Here is a 14,169-nt window from a genome sequence, read left to right as displayed (position 1 = left end):
TAAAATTTAGTCGAAAGTTTGAAAGTTGAAGGTCGAAAGTGTAATTACTGACTTTATGACTTTTGACTTTATGACTCTTGACTTTCCCTCGAATTACTTCTCTAAACCTCAAGCCTCTTTCATCTTGAAGTGCTAGTTATATAACGTAAATGTTGTATAAAAAATCGGAACGGTTTACGGGTATAAATCTTTAAAAACTTTATTATTTGTGAAAAGTCAAAGGTCGAAAGTCAAAAGCCGTTCTGACTTTCGACTTTCGTCTTGTGACTTAATTTATTCCTCTAATCTGATGTCTAATCCAAGACCTTTCAATTCGTGCATCAATACGTTGAACGATTCTGGCAATCCTGGTTCTGGCATAGACTCACCCTTAACGATAGCTTCGTAAGTTTTAGCTCTACCAATAACGTCATCCGATTTCACAGTTAAAATTTCTCTAAGCGTGCTTGATGCTCCATAAGCTTCAAGTGCCCAAACCTCCATTTCTCCAAAACGCTGACCTCCAAATTGAGCTTTACCACCCAATGGTTGTTGTGTAATAAGAGAGTATGGACCGATAGAACGTGCGTGCATTTTATCATCAACCATGTGCCCCAATTTCAACATATAGATTACTCCGACAGTTGCTGCTTGGTGGAAACGTTCTCCCGTTCCTCCGTCATACAAATAGGTATGACCAAAACGTGGAATGCCTGCTTCATCTGTTAATTCATTGATTTGGTCTAATGTTGCTCCGTCAAAAATTGGAGTAGCATAAGTTCTACCCAAGTTCATTCCGGCCCAACCCAAAACAGTTTCATAAATCTGACCAATGTTCATACGAGAAGGTACACCCAGTGGATTCAATACGATATCAACCGGAGTTCCATCTTCAAGGAATGGCATGTCTTCATGACGAACGATACGAGCCACAATACCTTTGTTTCCGTGACGTCCTGCCATTTTATCACCCACTTTCAACTTACGTTTCTTAGCGATGTATACTTTAGCCAATTTCAAAATACCGGCTGGCAATTCATCTCCAACAGTGATGGTAAATTTCTCTCTTCTTAAGGCACCTTGTAAATCATTTAATTTGATTTTGTAGTTGTGAATTAAGTCGTTCACCAAGTTATTAGATTCTTCATCAGAAACCCATTGTCCTTTAGTTAAGTGAGCGAAATCTTCAACAGCCTGAAGCATTTTCTTCGTATATTTTTTACCTTTTGGCAACACTTCTTCTCCTAAATCGTTCATAACACCTTGCGATGTTTTTCCGTCAACGATAACAAATAATTTTTCAATCAATTTGTCTTTTAACTCTACGAATTTAGTTTCGAATTCCATTTCCAAAGACGTCAAATCGTCTTTATCCTTGGTACGTTTCTTTTTATCTTTTACCGCTCTTGCGAATAATTTTTTATCTAAAACTACACCGTGTAATGATGGAGAAGCTTTTAACGAAGCATCTTTTACATCACCCGCTTTATCTCCAAAGATAGCGCGAAGTAATTTCTCTTCCGGAGTTGGATCTGATTCTCCTTTTGGTGTAATTTTTCCGATTAGGATATCGCCAGGTTTTACTTCGGCACCAATTCTAATCATTCCATTTTCATCCAAATCTTTGGTAGCCTCTTCAGAAACGTTCGGGATATCGTTAGTCAACTCTTCGTTACCTAATTTCGTATCTCTAACTTCCAAAGAATAATCATCTACGTGGATAGACGTGAAAATATCATCACGAACTACTTTTTCAGAAATCACAATCGCATCCTCGAAGTTGTATCCTTTCCAAGGCATAAAGGCAACTTTTAGGTTTCTACCCAAAGCTAACTCTCCGTTTTGTGTGGCATATCCTTCACAAAGTACTTGTCCTAATTTCACTCTGTCTCCTTTTCTTACGATAGGTTTTAGGTTGATAGACGTACTTTGATTCGTTTTTCTGAATTTGATTAATTGGTATGTTTTTTCATCTGGATCAAAACTCACCATTCTTTCTGCTTCCGTTCTGTCGTATTTGATGGTAATCATGTTAGCATCAACGTACTCCACAGTTCCGTTTCCTTCCGCATTAATCAATACTCTAGAATCAGAGGCAACCTGACGCTCTAAACCAGTTCCAACGATTGGTGCTTCAGGACGTAACAATGGTACAGCCTGACGCATCATGTTTGATCCCATCAACGCACGGTTCGCATCATCATGCTCCAAGAAAGGAATCAAAGATGCCGAAATCGATGCAATTTGGTTAGGCGCAACGTCTGTATAGTGAACTTGTCCTGGATCAACTACTGGGAAATCACCTTCTTCACGGGCGATTACTTTATCAGCAGTAATTTTTCCTTTTCCGTCCATTTCGATGTTTGCCTGAGCAATCATTTTTCCTTCTTCTTCTTCAGCGCTTAAGTAAATTGGCTCCGAAGTTAAATCGACCACACCATTCGTAACTTTACGGTAAGGCGTTTCGATGAATCCCATTCCGTTCACTTTAGCGTAAACACCAAGTGACGAAATCAATCCAATATTTGGTCCCTCAGGAGTTTCAATTGGGCAAAGTCTTCCGTAATGTGTATAGTGAACGTCACGTACCTCAAATCCTGCTCTTTCTCTTGAAAGTCCACCTGGTCCAAGTGCTGATAATCTTCTTTTGTGCGTAATCTCAGCTAATGGATTCGTTTGATCCATAAATTGAGATAACTGATTCGTACCAAAGAAAGAGTTGATAACCGATGATAATGTTTTGGCGTTAATCAAATCGATTGGTGTAAACACCTCGTTATCTCTAACGTTCATTCTTTCACGAATAGTACGCGCCATACGCGCTAAACCAACACCGAATTGTTGCGACAATTGTTCACCAACTGTTCTAACACGACGGTTTGATAAGTGATCGATATCATCAATATCTGCTTTCGCATTGATAAGTTCAATCAAGTATTTTACAATGGTAATGATATCTTCTTTGGTCAAGACTTGCTTTTCCATTGGGATATCCAAACCAAGTTTTTTGTTCATTCTGTAACGACCTACTTCACCTAAGTTGTAACGTTGGTCAGAGAAGAATAATTTATCTATAATACCACGAGCAGTTTCTTCATCAGGCGGTTCTGCATTACGCAATTGTCTGTAAATATGCTCAACAGCTTCTTTTTCAGAGTTTGTTGGATCTTTTTGTAACGTATTATGAATGATAGCATAATCACCTTGATTCGCATCTTCCTTATGTAACAAAATAGATTTAACGTTAGAATCGATGATTTCTTCCACATTATCTTTGTCGATAATGGTATCTCTATCAAGGATAATCTCGTTACGTTCGATAGAAACTACTTCACCAGTATCTTCATCTACGAAATCTTCATGCCAAGTATTCAATACTCTCGCTGCTAATTTTCTACCGATATATTTTTTAAGTCCTGTTTTAGACACTTTAATTTCCTCAGCAAGGTCGAAGATTTCAAGGATATCCTTATCTCTTTCGAAACCGATAGCACGGAATAAAGTTGTTACAGGTAATTTTTTCTTTCTGTCGATATAAGCGTACATAACGCTATTGATATCTGTAGCAAATTCAATCCATGACCCTTTGAAAGGAATTACCCTTGCAGAATATAACTTCGTACCATTTGCGTGGAAAGACTGACCAAAGAATACTCCAGGAGAACGGTGTAATTGAGAAACAACCACACGCTCCGCACCGTTGATCACGAAAGTACCGCTTGGAGTCATATAAGGAATTGTTCCTAAATAAACGTCCTGTACGATAGTTTCAAAATCCTCGTGTTCCGGATCAGTGCAATAAAGTTTCAGACGTGCTTTTAAGGGCACGCTGTATGTCAAACCTCTTTCGATACACTCTTGAATGGTATAACGTGGTGGGTCAACAAAATAGTCAAGGAATTCCAATACAAATTGGTTTCTTGTATCAGTAATTGGAAAGTTTTCCATGAAGGTGTTGTATAAACCTTCGTTGCCTCTTTCGTCTGACTTCGTTTCCAATTGGAAGAAATCTTGGAAGGATTTAACCTGAACATCTAGAAAATCCGGATATTGAGGAATGTTTTTAGTAGAGGCAAAATTCAATCTTTCAGTCTGATTTGTTATCATCAATGGACAAAATTTTGATTTAAAAAAAGTAATTTTTGTGTTAAAAAACACTGTATAATCTATACTTTCCTTTATTTGATAATCAACACCTCTTAAAAATAAACCAGGAAAAGTTGTCTATTTTTTTCTTCGTAGTTGATTAAAAGCTTACTCGTATTTAAGCTAGTAGAATAATAAAACTTGATATAATTTTATTATACGAAAAATGGTTTAGGCCCTTGGACGATTGTCCAAGGCCTAAACCTAGTTCTAAAACCGGAGTTGAATTATTTTAATTCAACAACAGCTCCAGCTTCTTCTAAAGATTTTTTCAAACCTTCAGCTTCTGCTTTAGTAACTCCTTCTTTGATGTTAGATGGTGCACCGTCAACTAAATCTTTAGCTTCTTTCAAGCCAAGACCTGTTAATTCTTTAACAGCTTTAACTACTGCTAATTTAGAAGCACCTGCATCTTTCAATACAACTGTGAATTCTGTTTGCTCTTCAGCAGCTTCAGCTCCAGCTCCACCACCAGCAGCAACTACTACAGCTGCAGCAGCTGGTTCGATACCATACTCATCTTTTAATATTGTAGCTAAATCGTTAACTTCTTTTACTGTCAAGTTAACTAATTGTTCTGCGAATTGTTTCAAATCTGCCATTTTTTCTATCGTTTAAAATGTTCTTTAATTATTATTTTTTTAGTCTGCTCTAATTATTCTGCTGATTCGCCTTTTTGCTCTGCATTGTTTAATAATGCTGCAATAACACGTTTAGCAGGCGATTGAAGTAATCCAATGATTTCTCCAATAACTTCTTCTTTAGATTTCAATGATGCCAAGCTATCTAGAAGGTTGTCACCGATGTAAATTTCACCGTTGATGTAAGCTCCTTTGAAGGCTGGTTTATCTGATTTTTTTCTGAAATCCTTAATGATTTTAGCTGGTGAATTTGCAATATCAGCAATAAATACTGAAGAGTTACCTTTTAAGATACTAGGCAAATCACCATAATCATTAGTTGAAGCTTCCATTGCTTTTCCAAGCAAGGTGTTTTTAACTACTTCTAGTTTGATTCCCGCTTTAAAACAAGCTCTTCTTAAACTTGAAGTTGTTTCAGCGTCCAATCCTGAAGTATCTGCAATATAAATTACATTCGTTTCAGCCAACTTTGCAGTTAAATCTTCTATCGCGATTGATTTTTCTTCTCTTGTCATAATAAAATTTGTTTAACTACCAATTATACTGCTTTAGGATCTAAAGCAATAGCAGGACTCATAGTACTTGACAAGTGAATAGACTTGATGTAAGCACCTTTAGCTGCAGTTGGTTTTAATTTGATTAATGTTTGAATAATTTCGTGAGCGTTGTCAACGATTTGTTCAGCACCAAAAGAAATTCTTCCGATACCAGCGTGAACAATACCAGTTTTATCCACTTTAAAGTCGATTTTACCTGCTTTCACCTCAGCAACAGCTTTACCAATTTCCATAGTAACTGTTCCTGTTTTAGGGTTTGGCATTAAACCTCTTGGTCCTAATACACGACCTAAAGGACCTAATTTACCCATGATAGCTGGCATAGTGATGATAACATCAACATCAGTCCAACCATCTTTAATTTTTTGAAGGTAATCATCTAAACCTACGTAATCAGCTCCAGCTGCTTTAGCTTCAGCTTCTTTGTCTGGAGTAACTAAAGCTAATACTTTAGTATCTTTTCCAGTTCCGTGAGGTAGTGTTACAACACCTCTTACCATTTGATTTGCTTTTCTTGGATCAACTCCTAAACGAACAGCAATATCTACAGACTCGTCAAATTTTGCAGAAGCAACTGTTTTCAATAAAGATGAAGCATCTTTTAATGAATACAATTTGTTTTTCTCAATTTTTGATGCAGCCTCTTTTTGTTTTTTTGTCAATTTTGCCATGTCTTATCCTTTGTTTAGAGGAGAATCTCCAGTTACAGTTAATCCCATAGATCTAGCTGTTCCAGCAATCATGCTCATAGCAGATTCGATTGTGAACGCATTTAAATCAGTCATCTTGTCTTCAGCAATCGTTTTAATTTGGTCCCAAGAAACGTTACCAACTTTACGACGATTAGGCTCTCCAGAACCAGATTTTAATTTAGCAGCATCCAATAATTGAATTGCAGCAGGTGGAGTTTTCACGACAAAATCAAACGATTTGTCTTTGTACACGGTAATTTGTACCGGTAATACTTTGCCAGGTTGATCTTGTGTTCTAGCATTAAATTGCTTACAGAACTCCATGATATTAACACCAGCAGCTCCCAGAGCAGGTCCAACCGGTGGCGATGGGTTCGCAGCACCTCCCTTAACTTGTAGTTTAACTACTTTACTAATCTCTTTAGCCATTGTTTAAAAAAAATTGCAGCAGTCTGTGGAAGCAGACGTTTGCGGTTTATAATAGTGTAACGAATTATACTTTTTCTACTTGCATGAAAGCCAATTCTAATGGTGTTTTTCTTCCGAAAATCTTAACCATCACTTCCAGCTTACGCTTATCCTCATTAATTTTTTCAATAGTTCCGTTGAAACCGTTGAAAGGACCGTCTACTACTTTAATGGTTTCACCAATAGTATAAGGTATATTTTGATTATCAGTGTTAACCGCTAATTCATCTACTTTTCCTAGCATACGATTAACTTCTGACATTCTCAATGGCACAGGATCACCACCTTTAACTTCTCCTAAAAATCCGATCACACCTGTAATCGATTTGATAATGTGCGGTATTTCACCAATTAGATTGGCTTCTATCATCACGTAACCTGGAAAATATACTTTATCCTTAGCGATTTTTTTCCCATCTCTAATTTGCACTACTTTTTCAGTAGGCACAAGAACCTGAGAAATGTGATCCGACATTCCTAATCTATTGATTTCAGTTTCGATATAAGCTTTGACTTTATTTTCTTGCCCGCTTACAGCTCTAACTACATACCATTTTTTAACATTATTATCAGCCATTTCAGAGAATTATGATTTTATCAAATTAAAAATCCCTTCTATAGCTTTGGCACACATTTCGTCAACGCCCCATGTTGCTAAAGCGAAAACAATTGAAAAAACAGCAACTATAATAGTCAATCGCTGAACTTCAGACCACTCTGGCCAAGTCACATTTGATTTTAATTCTTCAAATGCCTCTGATATATAATTAACAACTTTTGTCATTGTGTTTTATTTTTGCACGGGCGGAGGGATTCGAACCCCCATCAACGGTTTTGGAGACCGCTATTCTACCCTTGAACTACGCCCGTTGATTATTATTAAAAAACAGCAGAGCACCTTTCGGTTCTCTGCTGAATTTCTATTTTATTTAAATTATTCTACGATTTCAGTAACCTGACCCGCACCAACAGTTCTACCACCTTCACGGATAGCGAAACGTAAACCTACGTTCATTGCAATTGGGCTTAATAAAGCTACGTCAATAGTTAAGTTATCACCTGGCATTACCATCTCTACACCTGCTGGTAAAGAAATAACTCCTGTTACGTCAGTTGTACGTACGTAGAACTGTGGACGGTAGTTATTGTGGAATGGTGTGTGACGACCACCTTCTTCTTTTTTCAAGATATAAACCTCAGCTTTAAATTTAGCGTGTGGTTTTACTGAACCTGGCTTAATGATAACCATACCTCTTTTGATATCCGCTTTGTCGATACCTCTTAAAAGTAAACCTACGTTATCTCCAGCTTCTCCTCTGTCAAGGATTTTACGGAACATCTCAACTCCAGTAATTGTAGAAGTTAATTTTTCAGCTCCCATACCAATAATTTCAACTGGATCTCCAGTATTAGCAACTCCAGTTTCGATACGACCTGTAGCAACAGTTCCACGACCAGTAATTGTAAATACGTCTTCAACCGGCATCAAGAATGGTTTAGCAACATCACGAACTGGCTCTTCGATCCAATTGTCTACTGCTTCCATCAATTCAATGATTTTTGGTACCCAAGCAGGATCGTTATTCAAACCTCCTAAAGCAGAACCTTGAACTACAGGACCATTATCACCATCATATTCGTAGAAAGATAATAAATCTCTGATTTCCATTTCAACCAACTCTAACAACTCAGCATCATCAACCATATCCACTTTATTCATGAATACAACGATTCTTGGAATACCAACTTGACGTCCTAAAAGGATGTGCTCACGAGTTTGTGGCATTGGCCCGTCAGTTGCAGCTACAACTAAAATAGCACCGTCCATTTGAGCAGCACCAGTAACCATGTTCTTAACGTAATCCGCGTGACCTGGACAGTCAACGTGTGCGTAGTGACGGTTAGCAGTTTCGTACTCAACGTGTGATGTGTTGATAGTAATACCTCTTTCTTTTTCTTCTGGAGCATTATCAATTTGATCAAATGATTTTGCTTGACAATATCCTGCATCAGACAATACTTTAGTAATTGCTGCAGTTAATGTAGTTTTTCCGTGATCCACGTGCCCAATTGTTCCAATGTTTAAGTGGGGCTTGTTACGGTTAAAATTTTCTTTTGCCATTTTAATTAATTTTAAACTTAGTTATATATATTTATTAGTGTTCAATTTTCAATTTAATTTGAGCCAACTACGGGAATTGAACCCGTGACCTCTTCCTTACCAAGGAAGCACTCTACCCCTGAGCTAAGTCGGCTTTTGCCTAGTCCAGAAGTTAGATAGTAGCATTCAGAAAAAAACCAAATCCCATTTCTAAATTCCATTTTTTGGATTATCAATCTTGCGATTAACAAACCGATTTTTTGATTACCGCCTTCGGCGATGACCCTGATAAGGTTTTCATATCGAGGACTACAAGTAAACTTGTGATCCTGATAAGGCGTTGCCTTATCCAAACTTTTGACTTTACACGCTTTCAAAAGAAACCACTTAATAGGATTACCTCCGCTACGCTTCGGTGATCCGTAATGGTGGCCCCTTACGAAAGCTTTGCCTTTCGCAGATTTATGAAAGCAAGCTTTCAACATCTACTACAATCAAAACTTTTGTGGGGAGAGCAGGATTCGAACCTGCGAAGTTCTCACAGCAGATTTACAGTCTGCCCTCGTTGGCCGCTTGAGTATCTCCCCTAACCATATTTCAATAAAAAAAGAGCCGGCGGAGGGACTCGAACCCACGACCTGCTGATTACAAATCAGCTGCTCTAGCCAACTGAGCTACGCTGGCAATTTCAATAAAAAAAGTCCGCTATTTCTAACGGACTGCAAATGTATATCTTTTTGTTATTTATTCAAAACATTTTTATAAAAAAATTATTTTAAATATGTGTTCTGATTTTTTCTTTTCTTTTTATCAACAATCGCTCTAATGATTCTGCTGAAATCTCTATCGCTTCCTCAAAAGTTTTGCATTGTTTTTTGACCATAAAATCATCTCCTGGAACATGAATTTTTACCTCTACAATCTTGTTTTCTTTCTCGCTTGTTTTTTCAACTTTCAAAAAAACGTCTGAAGAAACTACTTTATCATAAAATTTTTCAAGTTTTGCTAATCTTTCATTGATAAAATCAACCAATTTTTTGTCGACAGTAAAGTTAACTGCATGAACATTTACCTTCATAATTATTATTTTATTAATTAAACATTGGGAACTATTTTTTGTTTCGAGGATGAGCATTGGTATACACTTTTTGAAGTTCTGCTAAACTATTGTGTGTATAAACCTGAGTAGATGCCAAACTGGAATGTCCTAATAACTCCTTTACTGAATTTATGTCCGCCCCTTTGTTGAGCAAGTGAGTTGCAAAAGTATGCCGCAATATGTGCGGGCTTTTTTTTACCTTCTCAGAGACATTACTAAAGTAATAATTTATTAGCCGATAAACAAACGAATCGTTTAATTTAACTCCATTTAACAGTATGAAAAAACACTCCTGCTCCTTAACATCCTGAATAAGCGCCTTTTCCCTTAAATAACTTTTTATCTGTTCGCTAATAATTGGCAAAATTGGAATAATTCGCTCCTTATTTCTTTTACCTAAGACCTTGATAGTCTCATTCGACAAATCAATATGCTGCGTTTTCAGATGAATTAATTCCGTTCTTCTTATTCCGGTTGTGTAAAACAAGTCTATTATCAGTTTATCACGAATGCCTTCAAACCCTTCTTTATAAACAATTTGATTCAAAACCAAATCCAACTCTTTTTCAGAAAAAGGGATCTGAATTTTTTTGGGCGACTTTAATGCTTTGTGTTTTAGAAGCGGACTAGCATCTAATTGCTTCGTCTTGAGCAAAAATTTGTAAAACGATTTTAACGAAGAAATTTTTCGATTTATGGAGGCATTAGCAATACCATCGTCAGAAAGTGAGACAATCCAAGAACGGATTTGGTTGTAGTTTACCTTTATCAAATCAGTATCCTCGTATTCACTCGACAAAAAAGACTCAAAAAAGCCTAGATCATTTAAGTAAGCGGTAACGGTATGTTGTGAATAGTTTTTCTCCAACAAAAGATAATCATGAAAGCTATTTTTAAAATTTTCCATAAAAAAACCGTTAGCATCAAAGTTATGAAACTTCAACAACTAACGGTTAGTATATTTTTAGAAAATTACGTATTAATTCTCTAATCCGTCTTTCATGTTCTGAATATAAGCCGCTTTTTGAACTTGTGCTCTTCTAACAACTGAAGGTTTAATGAAAGCCTGACGTGAACGCAACTGACGAACAGTTCCTGTTTTATCAAATTTTCTTTTATAGCGCTTTAATGCTCTATCGATATTTTCTCCGTCTTTAATTGGTATAATTAACATAATATAGACACCTCCTCTCGTTAAGGGTGCAAAGGTAATAGAAAAAAGAGGAAAGAAGCAAGAAGAAAGAGAAATATTTTAATTTAATGTTTGAGCGTGTCCCTTCGGGCCGGGCTATCCGCAGTACACGGTACTTGCTCCTATCCCTCACGCAATAAAAAAACCAAGAAACAATCGCTCATCTTTTGGTCTATATTCGCTTTCTATCTTATCTATTTCACAACTCCCAGATAAATTGCTTTTTTTATTAAACCCGCAATGTTTTTAACCTGAAGTTTATAGAAAATATTTTTGCGGTGTGTTTCAATCGTACTTTTGCTTGTACTTAATTTTTCAGCAATTTGATCAGTTGTATATTCATTGGCAATTAACTGAATAACTTCTTTTTCCCTATCTGTTAAAATAGACCTTTTAAAATCGAAGGTGTTTTTTATGATTTGTCCGCTTCCAAAATGTTTCTTATCATTTTGAACAATATCTATAATGGTGTTGATTAATTCTTCTTTACTTGTTTCTTTTAGCAAATAACCATCAATATCCTCAACTGACTGAAGACTTTCAAACATACTTAACACTAATATTTTGACGTCTGGGAAATCCTGTTTTACAATTTTGATGAATTCCAAACCGTTCATTTCGGGCATAGAAATATCTGAAATAAGGATATCAGGGATATTGGTTCTAATCTTTAAAAGTGCTACTTGAGGATTGTTTTCTACAAACACTATTTCAAACTCTTTTTCATTGGATAATACGGATATCATCCCATCAAGAAACATTTGATGGTCGTCAACTAATGCAATTTTTATTTTATTATTAATTTCCATAGTATGGAATATCAATAATAATAGTAGTACCATTCCCTGGATTAGATTCAATGACTATTGTTCCGTCAATAATTGAAAGACGTTCTTGAATATTTATCAAACCTATTCCAGTTTTTTTTGAAAAATCAAATCCATTCCCATTGTCCTCAAATATTATGTTTATCTGTTCATCAAATATGGTACAGCTTACAACAACCTTACTGGCTTTGGCGTGCTTTGAAGTATTGGCAAATAGCTCCTGCACAACTCGAAACAACTGATAACGAATATTATGCGAAATCGAATTCATTGCGTTTTCAGGAAAAATGAGTATGTCTGTATCAAATTCTCCTCTGTCTTTGTACTCTTCTTTTAACTTATTGAGTAAAAAATCAAATTCTTTTTCTTTTAAAGAATTGACACTTAAATCATGTGAAATTAATCTGAGGTCGTTAAAAGCCGTTTGCATGTTAGTAATAATCTGGTCTATTTTACTGCTTTTTAGGTTTGTGTTAACTTGGGAAAGCTCTAATTTTATACCAGCAAGTGTACCGCCAATTCCGTCATGAATATCTTTTGCCAACCGGCTCCTTTCCTGATCTTGCCCTTCCACTACTCCTAAAATGCGTTTTAATTCCTTTTCATTTTCTAAACGAGCTACCTCCTGTGAATGAATTTTATTTTCATTTTCGGCAATTATTTTCTGTGTTTTTACTCTTTGTTTATAGAGGAGCAAAAAAATTAGTAGAAAAACAATAATAATTCCACTGACAATTAAAATGATTTGTTTTGTTCGGCTCTGGATTATTTTATCCTTAGTTAAAAGCTGAATCTTTAAATTCTTTTTATCAACCTCATACTTAGTCTGAATTTCATCAAATGCCTTATTTTTTTTTATAGTGAAGATAGCTTCTGAAAGTTTATTCTGTTTTTCTTTAACTTGTAAGGCGTTTTTATAATCATTATTTTTCACATAAGCATCTGAAAGTGTGTGATATAAATTTAAAACCTGATTAGAAGGCGTATTTTTATTTATCGTATTCAGTGCCTTTTTGTAGTATTCAATCGCAGTAGTAAATTGTGCTTTCTGTTTATAATAACCTCCAAAATTAAAATTAAGTAAAAAAAGCAAATTCGAATCACGCAACTTTTGCTGAATTACTTTTGCCTGCAGTAATTGCTGGTATACTTCTTTAAGCGCTTTTTCGTTTTTATATCTGATATACAAATCGCTTAAATTAATGTGCAAATTATATTCAGCATACAAATTCTTATTTTTTCGGGCTATCAAAAGCGCTTTATTATAATATTTAGCAGCTTTCCGTTTGTCTGTAGAGGCATACAAAATTGCTGTGTTAGAATAACCACTTATGAGTTCATTATTCAAATTGAATTTTAAAGCATTTTCTATATTCTTACTGTAATACTCTAATGCTTTTAAGGTGTCCTTTTGCCTCACATAAAGATTCCCTAAATTAATAAGCACTCTTGATTTATTTTCATGTAAATTATTGTTTTCTGCGATATCAAATGCTAACAAGTAGTATTTTAAAGCTTTCTCAAACTGATTTTCATCTGCCGCAATAGTCCCAGCCTGATTGTAACTGAGCGACATAATTTTTTTAAAATTCGACTTTTTCGAAAACTCAAGTCCTTTTTTTAAAAAGACTTTTGAACTATCAACGTTATCTTTCAAATAGAAATAATAACTCAAATTATAACAAGTTCTAGCAAGTAGAGAATCCTTTTTTAAAACGATACTTTTTATATAGGCTCTATGAATGAAATAATGCGCTGAATCTAAATCTTTGTCCAAAAACTTTGAAAAAGAATCAATATCACTCTTAATTTTTTCAATGTCTTTTTGTGCGCTACAGTGCACAATACAAAGAAGTGAAAAGAGAATAATACTGAATTTCTTCGTTGCAACCATGCACAAATATATTGTTTTCCCCTAAAAAAAAACGAATTAATCAGCTATAAAATATCCTTGTTTTATGGGATTGTTTTGAGATAGGGTTTAAAATAAGTTTATAGAAAAAAAACAAATTTAATTAAACCTTTAAAAAAAATGAAAACAAAAATTACACTCCTATTAGTATTTTTTTCGCTTACACTTTGGTCACAAACCAGCTCAGGAACAGGAACAGGAACAATGGGTGGTGGTGGTGGTGGAATCAAAGTAACCATCTCATCTACAGTCAACAGCCAATCTATTGAAATTCTTCCTGACCTTGATGTTGCAAACGTAATTGGATATAAAATTTACGACTCCAACTTTGAATTAAAGAAAGAAGAAAATATTACTCCTACCAATAATGAAATCATAGTAATTGAAAATTTAGAAAAAGACAAATACTTCATCCAATTGTTTCTTGACAAAGAAGAACAAGCAAAATGGGTTATCACCAAACAGTTCATAAAAGAATAAATACATACAGGAGAAAGCCGAAAATCCGATAAAGAGTAGGTACAATTTTAATTACTATGATATGCTGCAATTATT

At 35.3% G+C, this 14,169-nt stretch carries 14 protein-coding genes and 4 tRNA genes; 1 reads left to right on the top strand and 17 read right to left on the bottom strand.

From position 1 onward, the window contains the following. Positions 1-273 precede the first annotated feature (273 nt). The 17 genes from rpoB to ACULEU_RS03230 all read right to left on the bottom strand — a co-directional run bounded on the left by rpoB (position 274) and on the right by ACULEU_RS03230 (position 13,596). Positions 274-4,086, bottom strand: a complete 3,813-nt coding sequence (gene rpoB, locus ACULEU_RS03310) for a DNA-directed RNA polymerase subunit beta (protein ID WP_445454029.1) — start codon at positions 4,084-4,086, stop codon at positions 274-276. Between the two features lie 266 nt (positions 4,087-4,352). Beyond that, positions 4,353-4,727: a 50S ribosomal protein L7/L12 gene (rplL, locus tag ACULEU_RS03305; protein ID WP_133533660.1), complete on the bottom strand. Its 375-nt coding sequence runs from the start codon at positions 4,725-4,727 to the stop codon at positions 4,353-4,355. Between the two features lie 53 nt (positions 4,728-4,780). Continuing rightward, a complete protein-coding gene (rplJ, locus tag ACULEU_RS03300; protein WP_445454028.1) occupies positions 4,781-5,281 on the bottom strand; it encodes a 50S ribosomal protein L10 in 501 nt (166 codons plus the stop codon). 23 nt (positions 5,282-5,304) lie between these two features. Beyond that, a complete protein-coding gene (gene rplA, locus ACULEU_RS03295) occupies positions 5,305-5,994 on the bottom strand; it encodes a 50S ribosomal protein L1 (protein WP_445454027.1) in 690 nt (229 codons plus the stop codon). Between the two features lie 3 nt (positions 5,995-5,997). Next, positions 5,998-6,444, bottom strand: a complete 447-nt coding sequence (rplK, locus tag ACULEU_RS03290) for a 50S ribosomal protein L11 (RefSeq protein WP_236460692.1) — start codon at positions 6,442-6,444, stop codon at positions 5,998-6,000. Between the two features lie 64 nt (positions 6,445-6,508). Then, complete coding sequence (gene nusG, locus ACULEU_RS03285) at positions 6,509-7,060, bottom strand: transcription termination/antitermination protein NusG (protein ID WP_445454026.1); 552 nt, start codon at positions 7,058-7,060, stop codon at positions 6,509-6,511. A gap of 9 nt (positions 7,061-7,069) precedes the next feature. Further along, on the bottom strand, positions 7,070-7,267 hold the full coding sequence (secE, locus tag ACULEU_RS03280; protein WP_445454025.1) for a preprotein translocase subunit SecE: 198 nt from the start codon (positions 7,265-7,267) through the stop codon (positions 7,070-7,072). A gap of 15 nt (positions 7,268-7,282) precedes the next feature. Further along, a tRNA-Trp gene (locus tag ACULEU_RS03275) sits at positions 7,283-7,353 on the bottom strand. A 64-nt stretch (positions 7,354-7,417) separates the two neighbouring features. After that, on the bottom strand, positions 7,418-8,605 hold the full coding sequence (gene tuf / locus ACULEU_RS03270) for an elongation factor Tu (RefSeq protein WP_445454024.1): 1,188 nt from the start codon (positions 8,603-8,605) through the stop codon (positions 7,418-7,420). Positions 8,606-8,666: 61 nt separating this feature from the next. Further along, positions 8,667-8,738: transfer RNA gene (locus ACULEU_RS03265), tRNA-Thr, on the bottom strand. Between the two features lie 352 nt (positions 8,739-9,090). Beyond that, a tRNA-Tyr gene (locus ACULEU_RS03260) sits at positions 9,091-9,171 on the bottom strand. A gap of 23 nt (positions 9,172-9,194) precedes the next feature. Continuing rightward, positions 9,195-9,268: transfer RNA gene (locus tag ACULEU_RS03255), tRNA-Thr, on the bottom strand. Between the two features lie 91 nt (positions 9,269-9,359). Continuing rightward, positions 9,360-9,662: a ribosome hibernation-promoting factor, HPF/YfiA family gene (hpf, locus tag ACULEU_RS03250; RefSeq protein WP_445454023.1), complete on the bottom strand. Its 303-nt coding sequence runs from the start codon at positions 9,660-9,662 to the stop codon at positions 9,360-9,362. Between the two features lie 31 nt (positions 9,663-9,693). Then, positions 9,694-10,590, bottom strand: a complete 897-nt coding sequence (locus ACULEU_RS03245) for a tyrosine-type recombinase/integrase (RefSeq protein ID WP_445454022.1) — start codon at positions 10,588-10,590, stop codon at positions 9,694-9,696. 72 nt (positions 10,591-10,662) lie between these two features. Further along, complete coding sequence (gene rpsU / locus ACULEU_RS03240; protein ID WP_445454021.1) at positions 10,663-10,857, bottom strand: 30S ribosomal protein S21; 195 nt, start codon at positions 10,855-10,857, stop codon at positions 10,663-10,665. Between the two features lie 212 nt (positions 10,858-11,069). After that, on the bottom strand, positions 11,070-11,684 hold the full coding sequence (locus tag ACULEU_RS03235; protein WP_445454020.1) for a response regulator: 615 nt from the start codon (positions 11,682-11,684) through the stop codon (positions 11,070-11,072). Next, positions 11,674-13,596, bottom strand: coding sequence for a tetratricopeptide repeat-containing sensor histidine kinase (locus tag ACULEU_RS03230; RefSeq protein ID WP_445454019.1), 1,923 nt, complete (start codon positions 13,594-13,596; stop codon positions 11,674-11,676). Before ACULEU_RS03230 ends, ACULEU_RS03235 begins: the two co-directional genes overlap by 11 nt. A gap of 138 nt (positions 13,597-13,734) precedes the next feature. Between ACULEU_RS03230 and ACULEU_RS03225 the strand changes: the two genes are divergently transcribed. Then, positions 13,735-14,094 (top strand): hypothetical protein, encoded by a 360-nt coding sequence (locus tag ACULEU_RS03225; RefSeq protein ID WP_445454018.1) that lies wholly within the window; start codon positions 13,735-13,737, stop codon positions 14,092-14,094. The last annotated feature ends 75 nt before the right edge of the window (positions 14,095-14,169 follow it).

The sequence above is a fragment of the Flavobacterium sp. 25HG05S-40 genome, assembly GCF_052654735.1.
The sequence above is the reverse complement of the archived record's forward strand: the minus strand, read 5'-3'. Positions and strand labels throughout refer to the sequence as shown.

What these genes read in the sequence shown, in the direction of transcription:
- rpoB (WP_445454029.1), bottom strand. Translation starts at nt 4,086, where the DNA reads ATGATAACAAATCAGACTGAAAGATTGAATTTTGCCTCTACTAAAAAC.
- rplL (WP_133533660.1), bottom strand. Translation starts at nt 4,727, where the DNA reads ATGGCAGATTTGAAACAATTCGCAGAACAATTAGTTAACTTGACAGTA.
- rplJ (WP_445454028.1), bottom strand. Translation starts at nt 5,281, where the DNA reads ATGACAAGAGAAGAAAAATCAATCGCGATAGAAGATTTAACTGCAAAG.
- rplA (WP_445454027.1), bottom strand. Translation starts at nt 5,994, where the DNA reads ATGGCAAAATTGACAAAAAAACAAAAAGAGGCTGCATCAAAAATTGAG.
- rplK (WP_236460692.1), bottom strand. Translation starts at nt 6,444, where the DNA reads ATGGCTAAAGAGATTAGTAAAGTAGTTAAACTACAAGTTAAGGGAGGT.
- nusG (WP_445454026.1), bottom strand. Translation starts at nt 7,060, where the DNA reads ATGGCTGATAATAATGTTAAAAAATGGTATGTAGTTAGAGCTGTAAGC.
- secE (WP_445454025.1), bottom strand. Translation starts at nt 7,267, where the DNA reads ATGACAAAAGTTGTTAATTATATATCAGAGGCATTTGAAGAATTAAAA.
- tuf (WP_445454024.1), bottom strand. Translation starts at nt 8,605, where the DNA reads ATGGCAAAAGAAAATTTTAACCGTAACAAGCCCCACTTAAACATTGGA.
- hpf (WP_445454023.1), bottom strand. Translation starts at nt 9,662, where the DNA reads ATGAAGGTAAATGTTCATGCAGTTAACTTTACTGTCGACAAAAAATTG.
- ACULEU_RS03245 (WP_445454022.1), bottom strand. Translation starts at nt 10,590, where the DNA reads ATGGAAAATTTTAAAAATAGCTTTCATGATTATCTTTTGTTGGAGAAA.
- rpsU (WP_445454021.1), bottom strand. Translation starts at nt 10,857, where the DNA reads ATGTTAATTATACCAATTAAAGACGGAGAAAATATCGATAGAGCATTA.
- ACULEU_RS03235 (WP_445454020.1), bottom strand. Translation starts at nt 11,684, where the DNA reads ATGGAAATTAATAATAAAATAAAAATTGCATTAGTTGACGACCATCAA.
- ACULEU_RS03230 (WP_445454019.1), bottom strand. Translation starts at nt 13,596, where the DNA reads ATGGTTGCAACGAAGAAATTCAGTATTATTCTCTTTTCACTTCTTTGT.
- ACULEU_RS03225 (WP_445454018.1), top strand. Translation starts at nt 13,735, where the DNA reads ATGAAAACAAAAATTACACTCCTATTAGTATTTTTTTCGCTTACACTT.